General features: G+C 61.1%; 15 protein-coding genes and 3 pseudogenes. 6 read left to right on the forward strand and 12 right to left on the reverse strand.

Annotated elements, in window-relative coordinates:
• The first annotated feature begins 4 nt into the window (after positions 1–4).
• The 3 genes from OMK73_RS11775 to OMK73_RS11785 all read left to right on the forward strand — a co-directional run bounded on the left by OMK73_RS11775 (position 5) and on the right by OMK73_RS11785 (position 3,202).
• Positions 5–1,162, forward strand: a complete 1,158-nt coding sequence (locus tag OMK73_RS11775) for an alpha/beta hydrolase family protein (protein ID WP_267602231.1) — start codon at positions 5–7, stop codon at positions 1,160–1,162.
• A 218-nt stretch (positions 1,163–1,380) separates the two neighbouring features.
• Positions 1,381–2,199 (forward strand): Bug family tripartite tricarboxylate transporter substrate binding protein, encoded by an 819-nt coding sequence (locus tag OMK73_RS11780; RefSeq protein WP_267602232.1) that lies wholly within the window; start codon positions 1,381–1,383, stop codon positions 2,197–2,199.
• A 16-nt stretch (positions 2,200–2,215) separates the two neighbouring features.
• Positions 2,216–3,202 carry an NAD(P)H-quinone oxidoreductase gene (locus tag OMK73_RS11785; protein ID WP_267602233.1) on the forward strand — a complete coding sequence of 329 codons (987 nt, stop codon included), beginning with the start codon at positions 2,216–2,218 and terminating at the stop codon, positions 3,200–3,202.
• Between the two features lie 234 nt (positions 3,203–3,436).
• Here the strand turns inward: OMK73_RS11785 and OMK73_RS11790 are convergent, their stop codons facing one another.
• The 5 genes and pseudogenes from OMK73_RS11790 to OMK73_RS11810 form a co-directional block, all read right to left on the reverse strand.
• Positions 3,437–3,676, reverse strand: a complete 240-nt coding sequence (locus OMK73_RS11790; protein ID WP_267602234.1) for a hypothetical protein — start codon at positions 3,674–3,676, stop codon at positions 3,437–3,439.
• A gap of 7 nt (positions 3,677–3,683) precedes the next feature.
• Positions 3,684–4,517, reverse strand: a complete 834-nt coding sequence (locus OMK73_RS11795; protein ID WP_324291721.1) for an ATP-binding protein — start codon at positions 4,515–4,517, stop codon at positions 3,684–3,686.
• Positions 4,518–4,536: 19 nt separating this feature from the next.
• Positions 4,537–5,760: pseudogene (locus OMK73_RS11800) on the reverse strand (DDE-type integrase/transposase/recombinase); the annotation flags it as partial.
• Between the two features lie 117 nt (positions 5,761–5,877).
• Positions 5,878–6,870: a tyrosine-type recombinase/integrase gene (locus tag OMK73_RS11805; RefSeq protein WP_267602236.1), complete on the reverse strand. Its 993-nt coding sequence runs from the start codon at positions 6,868–6,870 to the stop codon at positions 5,878–5,880.
• Positions 6,867–7,514 (reverse strand): tyrosine-type recombinase/integrase, encoded by a 648-nt coding sequence (locus OMK73_RS11810; RefSeq protein WP_324291806.1) that lies wholly within the window; start codon positions 7,512–7,514, stop codon positions 6,867–6,869. Before OMK73_RS11810 ends, OMK73_RS11805 begins: the two co-directional genes overlap by 4 nt.
• Positions 7,515–7,534: 20 nt before the next feature.
• Here OMK73_RS11810 and OMK73_RS11815 point away from each other — a divergent pair, with 20 nt between their 5' ends.
• Positions 7,535–7,768: a hypothetical protein gene (locus tag OMK73_RS11815; RefSeq protein ID WP_267602237.1), complete on the forward strand. Its 234-nt coding sequence runs from the start codon at positions 7,535–7,537 to the stop codon at positions 7,766–7,768.
• A 2-nt stretch (positions 7,769–7,770) separates the two neighbouring features.
• On the opposite strand, the gene OMK73_RS11820 is transcribed toward OMK73_RS11815, so the two are convergent.
• The 5 genes and pseudogenes from OMK73_RS11820 to OMK73_RS11840 all read right to left on the reverse strand — a co-directional run bounded on the left by OMK73_RS11820 (position 7,771) and on the right by OMK73_RS11840 (position 11,053).
• The gene (locus tag OMK73_RS11820) at positions 7,771–9,015 is read right to left on the reverse strand and encodes a tyrosine-type recombinase/integrase (RefSeq protein WP_267602238.1); all 1,245 of its coding nucleotides are present in this window, start codon (positions 9,013–9,015) and stop codon (positions 7,771–7,773) included.
• Between the two features lie 152 nt (positions 9,016–9,167).
• Positions 9,168–9,365, reverse strand: a pseudogene (locus tag OMK73_RS11825) (IS481 family transposase); the annotation flags it as partial.
• Between the two features lie 116 nt (positions 9,366–9,481).
• Positions 9,482–9,943, reverse strand: a complete 462-nt coding sequence (locus OMK73_RS11830) for a transposase (RefSeq protein WP_267602239.1) — start codon at positions 9,941–9,943, stop codon at positions 9,482–9,484.
• Between the two features lie 216 nt (positions 9,944–10,159).
• Positions 10,160–10,338 (reverse strand): annotated as a pseudogene (locus tag OMK73_RS11835) (flavodoxin family protein); the annotation flags it as partial.
• Between the two features lie 427 nt (positions 10,339–10,765).
• Entirely contained in the window at positions 10,766–11,053 is a 288-nt protein-coding gene (locus OMK73_RS11840; RefSeq protein ID WP_267602241.1) for a hypothetical protein, read from the reverse strand.
• Here OMK73_RS11840 and OMK73_RS11845 point away from each other — a divergent pair.
• Entirely contained in the window at positions 11,043–11,225 is a 183-nt protein-coding gene (locus OMK73_RS11845) for a hypothetical protein (RefSeq protein WP_267602242.1), read from the forward strand. The two genes, OMK73_RS11840 and OMK73_RS11845, sit on opposite strands and share 11 nt — an antisense overlap.
• Positions 11,226–11,234: 9 nt before the next feature.
• On the opposite strand, the gene OMK73_RS11850 is transcribed toward OMK73_RS11845, so the two are convergent.
• On the reverse strand, positions 11,235–11,423 hold the full coding sequence (locus OMK73_RS11850; protein WP_267602243.1) for a hypothetical protein: 189 nt from the start codon (positions 11,421–11,423) through the stop codon (positions 11,235–11,237).
• Positions 11,424–12,038: 615 nt separating this feature from the next.
• On the opposite strand from OMK73_RS11850, the gene OMK73_RS11855 reads away from it, so the two are divergent.
• The gene (locus tag OMK73_RS11855) at positions 12,039–12,287 is read left to right on the forward strand and encodes a hypothetical protein (RefSeq protein WP_267602244.1); all 249 of its coding nucleotides are present in this window, start codon (positions 12,039–12,041) and stop codon (positions 12,285–12,287) included.
• A 164-nt stretch (positions 12,288–12,451) separates the two neighbouring features.
• Here the strand turns inward: OMK73_RS11855 and OMK73_RS11860 are convergent, their stop codons facing one another.
• Positions 12,452–12,649 (reverse strand): hypothetical protein, encoded by a 198-nt coding sequence (locus tag OMK73_RS11860; protein ID WP_267602245.1) that lies wholly within the window; start codon positions 12,647–12,649, stop codon positions 12,452–12,454.
• Positions 12,650–12,793 lie beyond the last annotated feature (144 nt).

Consider the following 12,793-nt stretch of genomic DNA (forward strand, 5'->3'; position numbering starts at 1 on the left):
CATCATGTTTCAGTACTTTCCCGGCAATTACATGTGGTCCTTGGCCGTCAACCGCGCCCTGGTCAGCGGTGGGCACTTGGGAGAACTCCATTGGGCTTGCGAGCCGCTGCGTGAGGCCTCCGGCCCGGACGGACACGGCGATAACGAGGCTTGGCACCATGCCTGGCTCAAGCTCGCTCGGCAGCTCGAAGGCATCGCCAGCGAAGCTGCCAGCGCAGGGCACAAGGTCACTGCACGCGATCACTACATGCGCGCGGCGCTCTATTATCAATGGGCAGAAGCGTTCTTGAAGCCGAATGACCCGCGAGCCAAGTCGACCTTCGCGAAGCACCTGGAAGCGTTTGCACTAGGGGCTGTACGCTTCGCCCCCCAGATCGAGATCATCGAGATTCCGTTCGAAGGCAAAGTGCTGCACGGCTACTTCGTTCCGGCGGCAACCGGTGACGGCCCACGGCCGGCGGTCTTGCTCTCCGACGGTCTGGACGGCACGAAGGAAGAGATGGTGTATGTGGCATTGGCCTTGTCGCAACGCGGCATCTCGACACTGGCCATCGATCATCCTGGGCAGGGTGCAACTCTCCGGCTGTCCGGCCTGAAAGCGCGGCATGACTCGGAGGTGGCGGCAGGAGCGGCAGTGGACTACCTTGTGAGCCGCTCTGATGTCGACTCGGAGCGCATCGGTATCGTGGCAGCCAGCATGGGCGGCTACTACGCGCCGCGCGCCGCTGCTTACGAGAAACGCTTCAAGGCCTGCGTCGCCTGGGGCGCCGTGTACGACTATCACAGCGTTTGGCTGCGCCGCTTCCAGGTGCAACCTGGGAAGCCCGTTTCGCTTGACGTCAAGGCCGCGCTAGGCACGACGGGCGATCACATTCTGCACATCCTCGGGGTGAACAGTTTCGACGAGGCATTACGCGCACTGGAGTCGTTTCACCTGCGCGAGGCTGCGCAAGACATCCGTTGCGACATCTTGATTGTGCATGGGGAAGACGACAAGCAGACTCCCCTGAGCGACGCTCAGAAGCTGTTCGATGCGATCGGCAGTACGAAGAAGACGATGCGTGTATTCACGCGTACCGAAGGCGGAGCGGCTCACGTGCAGCTAGATCGGCCGGAGCCGGCGCTGAGCCTGCTGTGTGACTGGCTGCTTGACCACCTGTGATCTCAAGCTCTCGGGGCTGGAGCCTCGCGCTTCTATTCTACATGTCATCACGGAGACACAAGTATGCAGTTTTCCCGCAGACACCTTGCCGCGGCTGTGGCCGGAGCAGTGTGGCTCCTGAGGGCTAGCATAGCCTCGGCAGAGCCCTATCCGAGCAGGCCAATACGGATTCTCGTTCCCTATACAGCCGGAGGGGAGTCGACCTGATCGCGAGAGCAGTGGCCGAGCCGCTTGGCAAGCGCCTGAAGCAACCCGTTATCATCGAGAACAAACCGGGAGCCAACGGGGTCTTGGCAACTCAAGAGGTTGCAAGATCTGCGGCCGATGGTCATACCCTGGTGATTGGCGTCCCGGCCACCATTGCCATCAACCCAAGCCTTTACAAACTGAGCTTCGATCCGATCAAGGATCTGCGCCCCGTGGCCCAATTGGCAATCGCCCGCTTTGTCATCGTCACTGCGCCCAGTAGCGGTATCCAGTCGCTGCAACAGTTGATCGCGCAGGCGAAAGCCAATCCAGGCAAGTACAGCTATGCGTCTTATGGCAACGGATCCGCGCCCCATCTGGCAGGGCAGATGTTGACGACGACTGCCGGGGTCGATATCAACCACATCCCGTACAAAGGCTCGACAGCAGCGTTGTTCGACGTGATCAGTGGGCGGGTCAGCTTCATGTTCGATGTGGTGGCGAATGTCCAGCAGCATGTGCAGGCGGGAACGCTGAAGGTCATCGCAGCAGCAGGCGAGCAGGCACCACCGCAGTTCCCGAACGTGCCCACGGCCCAGAGCGTGGTGCCCGGCCTGGCGCTGGACGGCTGGGTTGGCGTGTTCGCGCCAGTCGGCACGCCGGCGGCTGTTGTTAATCGGCTGAGCACCGAACTGAATGAGGTGCTTAAAGAGCAGGGCCTAAAGCGCAGACTCACTGACCTGGGCTTCGACGTTGTAGGAAGTACCCCGGAGCAACTGCTCGAAACCATCCGCAAGGACCACGCCACATACACCAAGGCGGTGCAGAGCGCAGGCCTTCGCAATGAATAATGACAAAGGAGATACCATGATTGTTGTCGATGTCCCCCGCCACGGTGGCCCCGAAGTCCTCAGTGTCCAGGAGCGCCCGGAGCCCAAGCCCGCAGCGGGTGAGGTGCTGATTCGCGTGCAGGCGGCCGGCGTTAACAGGCCGGACGTCATGCAGCGCGCCGGGATCTATCCGATGCCTCCCGACGCACCGAGCGTGCCAGGTCTTGAGGTGGCTGGCACCGTGTCGGCTCTGGGTGACGGCGTGACGCACTGGAAGGTCGGCGATCGAGTCTGCGCCCTGCTCATCGGCGGCGGCTATGCGGAGTACGTTGCTGTTCCGGGAGGTCAGTGCATGCCGATTCCGGGCGGGATTGACATGGTACTGGCGGCAGCATTGCCGGAGGCCGCATTCACCGCTTGGAGCGCACTGATCGAACATGGCCGCCTGAAAGCTGGTGAAAACCTGCTCGTTCATGGGGGAACCAGCGGCGTGGGATCATTGGCCTTGCAGTGGGCCAAGCACCTGGGCGCTAAGATATTCGCAACCGCCGGCAGTGCCGAGAAGTGCAATGTGTGCCGGTCCTTGGGCGCCGACGTCGCGATCAATTACCGCGAGCAAGACTATGAGCGACTGGTCTACGAGCATACCGACGGTCGGGGTGTCGACGTCATTCTGGATATGGTGGGCGCGCCTTACTTCGCGAGGAACCTGGCGGCCATTGCGCGCGACGGTCGTATGGTCTACATTGCCCACCCAATGGGCCGAGAGCTCACGGTGGACATTGGAACCGTAATGATGAAGCGTGCCTACATCACCGGTACCACGCTTCGTCACCGGACCCTTGAGCAGAAGGCCGAGATCGCTCGCGAGATCGAGGCGACACTGTGGCCATTGGTTGCGGATGGGCGCGTGCGACCGCTGGTCAACCGCGTGTTTCCACTGCGTGACGCAGCCGAGGCGCATTCCCATCTGGAAAGTGGCGACAACATTGGCAAGATCGTTCTACAAGTCGACGGCGCGTAGGGTGTTGGCTACCCATATCGGCTAGTGTTTCGCCAATCGGCCAGCCGTGTTGACTTGAGGATGCTCACGGGTCTACACGGCTCTGCAAGCTCGACTTCCGACTTGTGGCGCACCATCTCGTCGCGCTTGAGTTCCCCGATACCGTGTGAGCGTAAGCACGAGATTTGATGGAGAGGCGATCAAGGTAAATGATGGGGATGGTGCGAGCCGCGTGAAGCGGCTCGGTGATGGCCATCACGGCTGTTGATCGCGATGGGGTGGATTGGCGATGGACGTGTTCACGCCGGCGTTTTCGGCGCGGAGTTCCTCGTCGAGTTGGAGTTGCGACTGGGCATGGCGCCGGATTTGCACGAGGTAATGGGATTCGACGAGCATCACGAGTTCGTGGAGATAGTCGAGGATCGCTGCGGCGTCCGCATCGGTCAGCTCGGGTAGGATTGGCCCGAGCAAGGGCAGGAAGGCTTGGTCTGTCATTGGAATCTCAACGTTTGCCGCGTCGGGTCTGGGTTGCGGTATAGGTTTCGAGATAGAGCTTCTCGTCGATCTGCGGCAGTTCGCGCTGCGCGGCCTGGGCCAGCAGTTCGCCGGCCAGGTTCATCAGGATGCGATGGTTGCCGGCGGCGTGTTCGCACAAGGTCTGGCGCAGCGGTTCGGTCATGAGGCTGGCATTGCCGGCACTGGCGAGCAGGTGGCTGAGGCAGGCCTGCAGTTCGTCCACGGTGGCGGTCTCCATCGCCAGACGCGCGCGGATCCGGCTGCCCAAGGGGATCAGATCGTCGCGGGTGAACTTGTCGGGCAGGCGGGCATCGCCGGCGAGCACCACACACAGCAGCGCCTGTGAGTCGAAGCGAGCAGACGCCAGCAGGCGTAACTCCGACAGGACCGGCGCGCTCATCTCCTGGGCTTCGTCGATCAGCAGCACGCAGCGACGGCGGCTGGCCTCCAGATGGGCCAGCCAGCGTTCGCGCAGGGCCTTGAAGCCGCCCCAGCGGTTCTGCGGCTTGATCGGCACCGCAAAGATGTCGCTAAGCTCTCGGTAGAAGTCGGACAGGCTGCTCTGCGGATGGGTAATCGAGCCAACCATCAGATCGGGCAGCCGGGTCAGACGCTGATGGAGCAGGCGCAAGGCGATGCTCTTGCCGGAACCTGGGTCGCCATGCACCATGGCAAAGCCGCCTTCGCGTGCCAAGCCGTGCTCGATACGCCAGCAGAAGTGATCGAGTCTGGGGTTCACGAAGACCGCTTCGACGGGGATGTCCTGGGCAAAGGGGTTGAACTTCAGGCCGTAAAGGGCCAGCAGATTGGGTTGCATCATGGCTTCGCAGGCAGCGTCGGGGGAGATAGGCGGGAGGCAAGCCGGTGGCGGCGTGTTCGGCGAGCAACTGCCGCATCAGCGGCGCGATGCCGGTCGGGGGAACTTCGGCGGCCGCAGTGACCTGCACCCGTCCACGCAGCCCATCGGCATTGGCAGACTTATCCAGCGGGAAGACGGCAACTAGCGGATTGCCGGTGCGCGCATCGACCAGTTCTACTTGAGATAGATCCCAGCGCGCATAGCGCAGGCAGACCTGCTCCAGATGCCGATAGGCGGATGGCACCTCGAAGCGCACGGCGTTGAGGGTGAAGGTGCCGTCGGAGCGGCGCTGACGGCGGTGCTCCTGGATCCGGAAGGCCCGGCGCAACGCCAGCGACTCAGGGCAAGTCCGCGACACGTCGGCGCAAGACAGGTAGCGCTCGAGAGGCGCCGCGCCGAGTTCGGAATGCGGTTTGCGGTGGTATTCCTGCTCGACCCAGGCCTGGGCGGCCAGATTCAACATCTCCAGCGTCAGATGGGCTTCGCCCTCGAGCATGGCCATTAGTCTGGACTCGACCTGAGCCCAGAAGCTCTCCTGCTTCGCATTCTGATATGGCGAATATGGCAAAGTAGTCTGGTGCAGAATGCCCAGACAAGCGAGTCCCTCAGCAAACTCGTCAGCCAGCATGGCGGCACCGTTGTCGGTCATGATGGCTCTGGGCAGGCCACGCTTCATGAAGGCCTGCGAGACGCCGTGCACGAGGGACGCGGTCGTTTCGTCGAGGAACCACTGCAGGTGGCAGACGAGCCGGGAATGATCGTCCATGACACACAGCAGCAACGGCTTGTGCCATTGGCCGTCGGGCGTGAGGACCTTGCGCGAACCATGATGGAAGTCCAGGTGCCAGAGCGCGGCCACGTGATCGACCTCATAGCTGCGCACCTCCCGCTGTTCGCGCCGGCCGGCCGCAGCGATGGCGCCGGGGGTGGCGGAGCGCGGAGTCTTCTGGCGGATGAGGCCGTGAGCCTTGAGGTACCGGCAGATCGTGGTGTAGGACGGCAACGCGACTGGCGTTCCCTTGAGCGCGGCCACCAGGTTGTCGTGGTGCAACTGCATAGTCCAGCCGGGATGGGCGCGGTACTGCGCTACCAGCACATCGGTGATGGCCGCGATCATGCTGGGGAAGTGGCCGTGGTCATCGCGTAGGCGATTCTTGAGCTGGGCGACGGGATCGTGGGCGTGGCGAGCCCGGTAAAACCATTTAGGGGCTGCTGCCCCTAAATGGTTTTCAGCGGAGCAAATTATTCGGCGGAGTGGGACGGCGTCGAGTTGGGAAATTACCAATCAAAAGCCGTTCTCCACTCCGCATAAGAATATCCCTCACCCTCGGCCGTTCAGAAGGGCAATGAGTTGATCTGGTGGGCGAAAATGCCCCTTGCGAAGTGATGGCTGAGGCGTGGCATTCATGACCTCGAGCAGAGTCGTGGTATCCGCCCGCAGATACATCTCTGTTGTTTGTGTACTGGCATGGCCCAACCACAATGCCACTTTACGGATGTCACCCGTCGATTGCAGGATCAAAAGGGCGCACGAGTGTCGAAGACAATGCGGAGATATGCGCTTCGTCAAAAGACTTGGACAATGCAGGGCCGCAGTCTGAACATGTTTCTCCAGGATGTACTCGAACCCGGATCGAGTCATCGCTGCCCCGCGTGCATTGAGAAAGACCTCCGGCGATCTCCCCGAGGGACGCAAGGCCAACCAGGCACGCAAAGCGGTCGCTGTCTCTCGCCATAAAGGCAATGCGCGTTCGCGGCGTCCTTTGCCGACCACGTGAATATTGAGTTGGGGACTAAAGCACAAGTTCTCCAGACGCAAACCGACTAACTCAGAGACACGTAAGCCCGCTGAATAGGCCACATACAACATCGCGCGATCGCGAACGCCATCGCGCGTACTTGGTGCTGGCGCATCAAGTACGGCTTGCATCTCGTCGCGGGTGAGGTAATTGACCAGCCGTGTGTCGGTCCGCTTCATCGGGATTGCTCGAATCCGCTGGACTTGCTCAAATGCGGACGGCTCGCGGTACTCAATAAAACGCATAAAGGTGTGGATTGCCGCGAGGCGTACGTTGCGGGTCGCGGGACCGTTGTGCCGTTGCGTTTCCAGGTGTTCCAGAAACGCCTGCACTCGTGGCGCATTGATCTCTTCGAGCCGAAGCGCCGAGGGTCGCACATGCAGGTCCTGGGCGATGTATTCAAAGAGCAATCGCAATCCAAGCGCATAGGTTTCGCAGGTGCGTTCGCTGGCTCGAGATTCCAATGGCAAACGTTCGCGCAAAAAGACGCTGACATGCGTGGCGAGAGTGGTCATGGCGCGACTCCTTCGGTAAGGTGCTCGCATCGAGCTGCAATATCAGCAAGTAGTTGCGGAGTGGTGTGCAGGTAGATATAGGTACTGGCGAGTTTTGCATGGCCCAGGTAGGTCGACACCGCTAGCACGTGTTGGCTGACGCGGTCGAGCCCATACGGGCAGGCTTCCAATGCCGCGACGGCCCAACTGTGACGAAGGTCGTGGAGTCGCGGACCGCGTTGACCTGGACCGGGATGCAATCCCATCGCGCGTACCGCTTCCAAGAAGGTTGCCACAACGATGGGGTAGCTCAGTTGCCTATAGCGCAGCGAAATGAAAAGGTGATCGTCTGCGCCGCCGAAGTGTTGGCGTCGTAGCAGGTAACGCTCGAGCCCCGCCTGCGCGCTCGGATGAAGAGGAATGACGCGACTCTTATGGAACTTGGTCGCGCGGATCAGTAGACCCTCCGCAGTGACGTCTTCGAAGTGCAACGCCAACGCCTCGGAAATCCGCATCCCGGTGATGGCCAGCAGGGAAAACAACGTGCAATAGGTCCACGGCCTCAATGAACCGGCCGGTGGCAGTTGGGCGGCGTACTCCAGCAATTGACGAATCTGATCGGCCGTAAAGATGAAGGGCCGATACGGGGGCGCTGACTGGAAAATACCCCTGTAGGAGGAACTTCGTGTTGTGCATCCTCCACGCTGGCGTAGCGCGCGAAAATACGAACCACGTCAAGACGGTGACCGCGTTGGCTAGCGGACGGCGCCAAGGCAGCCCAGTCGAGCGCACTTTGAGCGCGCACGTGAGTCTCCCCACGTTCAGCGGCAAAGCGAGCGAAGTTGCGCAGATGAACTTCCTGAACCCGCAGTTGGAACCCTGCTGCGCGCCGAAGGGCCAGATAGTCGTCGATGACTAGCGTTAGCATGGCGAGACCTCCGGCCATGGCCGAGCTAGCTGGCGCAGGACTTTGAAGTCAACCTTCGCATACAAAGTAGTGGTATCCAACGACCGATGGCGCAGCAGTACGCCAATGCTCTGCAGCGAGGCACCGTCCGCCAGTAGCGATGTAGCCGCGGAGTTCCTCAATACGTGTGCCCCACGGGCAGGCGCATGCACGCCCGCGCGTTCAATCGCGCGTTTGACGATACAGGAAATGCCGGAGGACTTCAGAGCGCAATTCACCGGTGGCGGCATCCGCAGAAACACGTAATCCGATCGACCGGGGTAATGTGCCGTGGCCAGATAATGAAGCAGGGCATCGCCTACTTCCTGCGGTAGTGGTAATTGAACCGTGCGACGCGATTTGCCCATGACCTGAACGGTAGCCTGCGCCCAATCGATATCCTGCAGGCGCAAATTGCACACATCCCCTGCTCGCAGACCCAACCGTGACAGAAGTAGAAGAACTGCGCGGTCCCGGGCCCCGATCTCCGTGGCCGGATTGCATGCAGCTAACACCCGCTCGACATCGGCGGCGGGTAAGTACCGGGGAAGCGCGCCGAGACGCCACCCCGCAATGACAGGAATAGCTGCGTCCAAACCGACCGGACAAAGCCCTTGCGCAATGAGATAGCGGACAAAGGTCCGCAGCGTCGTCACCACCAGCTTGGCTTTGCTTCTGCCCTGTCGAGGGGCTCGGTCTAGAACGAAAGCACGCAGCTTGGCCGCGTCGAATTGCTGCGGATCGTCCCCGAGCGTGCGCAAAGCATCCAGAATGATCCGTCCATACGCACGGAGCGTCGCGTCCTTTGCTCCGCGATGCTGCTGCATCCAGTGACAAAACCCCACGAACAAGGGAGGCAAGCACATTGCCTGCGGCTCGGGTGTAGCAATGATCCCTGCCTTCTGAAGATGCTGCAAGAACAGCCTTGCCCCCGCGGCATGATGTCCGTTGGTGCGGGAGCGCCTAAATCCAGCGCATTGACAGGCCGGTAGATGTTGCTCGAACTGTTCGATCGCACTCGCATCGAGATCAGTCAGCGGTCGTCCACCATGCTGTAGCCAGTGGCTCACATGAGCCGCTATCCGCAGATGGCATTGGATCGTGGGCGCTTGATAGCCCGCTTGGGCCATGTCTGCGATGAAGCCGTCCAAATAGGGAGCGGCCGGAGTTCGCTGGATCAGCGCCAACCGGGCCGGCTGGGGGAAGTAGGTCGCTAGCATGGTGGTTCTCCTTCGTGGTGTCGGGGATCGACACCATGAGAAGAACATCAAATATTATGCGCAGTCGAGACCTCCGCTTGGCGATGCTATATCGTTGATTACCGGCAACCTGCGGCTGAGGCGTTGCATCCACTCCGCCGAATAATTTGCTCCGCTGAAAACCATCGCTCAATAGTGGACGTGCCGAAGCGAACGTCGGCGCCGGTGATCGGGTGGCGCCAGACCTTGGCGGCAAGTGCCTGCAGAGCTTGTTGGAGGTCGCCCTTGTCCGGCGGTGACGCCAACAATGGCCCGATGACCGAGAAGCGCAGGCGCGCCCATCGGTTGCGATGATCGATGGATAGTGACATGACCCTCCCAACGGGGTGTGGATGATGGGAAGGAGGCTACGGGCTGGCCAAGTGACTCGCCATCGACAAGTTCTGCGGATTGCCCACCGACCTGGGGTGCCCCTCAGCCAGCGCGATTAGACCGGCGGCAGCAAGAGGCGCAGCGCCGCGGTGAAGCGATCTGTGTCGGTGTCAGCCTGGACCGATTGCAGCAGCCGCTCGGGATAGGCAACGGATTGCGACGCGGGCGGCAAGCGGCCGCCCAGCCAGCGACCGGCGGGCGTGGCCGGGAAGGTATCGGCCCACCAGACGCGCCAGCGCTTGAGCGTGACCCAACTGACATCCGCCAAGCCCTCCATGCTGGAACCGTGGACGCGGCTCGAGCGCAGCATAGTGATGATTGCCAGGTAGACACGCCGGCCCAGGAACCGCACCGAGTCCGGTGTCGTGCGTCTGCGGCAACCGGCGCAGCATAGGCTCAGGCGCGTGTTGCAGTCCTGGCGCGCCGCCTGCGGACACCCCCGCGGCTTACGGGGATAGTCGGCGCGGTGAAGCGGCTGCCCACAATGGCAGCAGCCATTGCCCTGGGCGGATTGCATGAGGTCTTCGTCGATCCGACGCAACAGGCTAAAGAACGCTGGCGTTTGTAGCAGGGCATGGCACACTGACGAGGTCTCCTTCATTGCTGGACACAATAAAGGCGACATCTTCTCTCAGGGGCGTGCATGCACGATCCCTGAGGGAAGCTCTCCCACTTCCCTCATCGTTCTTGATCAAATCTCACAGATTCAACATCAAGAATGCCGCTCATGCTCACCGTGTTCGGCGCTTTTGAGGCAGCGCCAACCGGTGGCATGCGCTCGACCTGACGCAGCGGATTCTGCGCGTGGCTGCCGACACAGATCATCGCCGCATACGGATGGCTGTTCACACGCTCAAGTGCTGCGTAATAGCAGCGATCGAAGCAGTCCTTCATCAGCCCGGTGTTCCCGGCATCCAACACAACTACCTCACTGCCATTTGCACCCACAGCGCGTAGCGCCGACCGCCGTGGCGAGTTGCATCGCTGGCCATCGTCGGCAAACTTGGCAAGAGCCGACGTCCAAACGACCGAGTGATCGTGTGGACCGACGACGCTCTGTGGCCGGTAAGCGACGGCCAGCCATCCGACAGAGGCATGGACGCATTTCCTGAAAAATGCCTAGAAAACGGATGGTGCGATGGACGATGTCATGGCCCCGCGGCAGCAGCGCAAGTTTTGGATGTCCATAGGATGGAATCTCACCAATAGCCGGTACCAGGCAGAGTTGGCGCTTCTGCTAGGCCGTACAAGGCTTGAAAGGCGAATTGCAGCAATCACCTCGCTGCACTCTGCACCATCCCATTTCACTTGTAATCGGCGCTCCGGCCCCATAGTGGCCTCACGTTCGGCCCCACGAAATGGCACCCTTTACGAAGTCCGCATCAGGCTGGCGCTCGCAGGTGAAGGTGAAGGGCATACGCGATTCCCACATGTTCGACACGAAAGCAGAGACGCAGGCCTGGGCGGAGAAGCGCGAGACCGAAATGCGCTCGAGAAGCTCAACGCCGAATGAGCTGACGCCATCGTCTGGCTGACCGAGCGCGCCATGCAGCAGATGTCCGGCACGTTCTCGCACTACCGCGTGCGGCCACTCCATCCTCGAAAAGATCTTCGGGGTGAAGGTCAATCTGGCCGATATCGCCGAGCGGTGCGGCGCGCACTGCAACACGGTCAGCGACCAGAACGCGAAGCTGAAGCTGCGGATCGAAGGGGAGAGGGCGAAGAAGGGCGGCCAGCGGGCTTTTGCTTTTTCGAAGCCCGCCAGGTTCGCGCCTCGCGGGCTTTTTGCTTTGGGCTAGGCGTACCTGCTACGCGAAATCGCCAAAGCGATCTGGGTCGTCTGGCATCGTCCACTTGATGGATTCTTCTTTGAGGTCTACCGCCTGTTTCGGTGGTGGCAATGTCGTATGTGGTGCAAACGTCGTGATTAGTTGAGACTGCGGAACGTCGATCACTTCCTCGCCGTCTTCGGACCAGCACCTGAGCCTGACAGCCATGTGTGCCTCCGGTAAGTGGTTCAAGAAATCCCTGCTGCATTGGAAATGCAGAGGGGGCGAACTCTTACCTTAGGCCCGCTTTATGACAGTTTGCTGACGTCAACGACGACAGGTAACCGGACGTAGTTCCACGCCCGAACCGTTTGCACAGCATGACTCAGCTGCGATCCCAGTCCCGGAGATGGCATAGCTACCGCCAGTCCGCCCCGCGCGCACCCACCAGAGCAAAAAGCCCCGCCAGGCACGGAATGCCGGGCGGGGACAGGAAGCCGCATCGTGCCCAGCGGAGGGCCGCGATGCGATGATCAAGGCTAACAGGGTGCGGGGCGTGGGACTGTCAACAACTGTCACGGCGGCTGGGATGGTGATCACGCCGGGGCCGGGCACGCCCTATTGGGTGGAGGCATAAAAAAGACCGGCTGAGACGGGAAATCCTGCCGGTCTTGCGCAGAAGCAGAAGCGCAAATGGGGCACAGCAGATGCTGCGCGGCGCGAATTAAATCAAATTAATATCTGATATGCAATAGATTTAATTTGTAAGAGTCTGATGACCGGATGTTCCTAAACTAAGCCAAAGCCCGCCGTGTGCGGATTTCTTCATTTCCGGGGTCAAAAATGTCCGAACCCATCGGCGGCGGTGCCGCAGCCGGCGCGGCGGGAGCCGCTGCCTTCAAAGCCTTCGGCGGCCCAGCGGCGATTGCCGCCGACGCATCCGGCCTGGCCGCCTTCGCAGTGATGATGACTCCACAAAGCCTACGAGAGTGGGCGGTGGGGCTGATCTCTACCGTCGTTTTCCGGAGTCGCCAGCGGGCGCGGCCGTCGTGGGGCAATGTTGGTCACCACGCCGGCACTTCGAACGCTTAGTCTGTGGCGCCCCAGCGCCGACCGGCGCCAGCCGTTCGGCTGTGGTTGCAGCACAGCCAGTAGCGGTTCAAGAGGTAAACAGCGAGTAGCCGGAGCAGTGCAGTCCACAAGCCGCCCCCGGGCGGCTCTTGCTGTCCGCCCTCGCGTGGGTGACTTTGCTGACGTCAGGGAAGGCGAATCAATCTGTCCTTCAGAGGCCATGGCCGCATCGCTAGTAGCCAGATGCATGCAAGTGGCCCAGCTATGGGGATCAGAGCGATGATGGCGTAAGCCGGATGGAAATGCGCGGCTCTGAACACGCGCTTGAATGGGAAGAACCAGAGCGCCTCGAACAAGAGAAAGCCAAGCAGGTTGATCAGCATGATGACGTCAAAACTTGTTTGTCCGATGAAGGTTGTGCCGGGGGGAGATCGTCTGGGCGAACGCGAATGTGCAGTCGCAGCAAAGTATATGTTTGACGCTTCCAATTTGATTCCCCCATTGGAGGGGACCGCTACCCCAGTGAT

Source organism: Cupriavidus sp. D39, from assembly GCF_026627925.1.
Lineage (GTDB): Bacteria > Pseudomonadota > Gammaproteobacteria > Burkholderiales > Burkholderiaceae > Cupriavidus > Cupriavidus ulmosensis.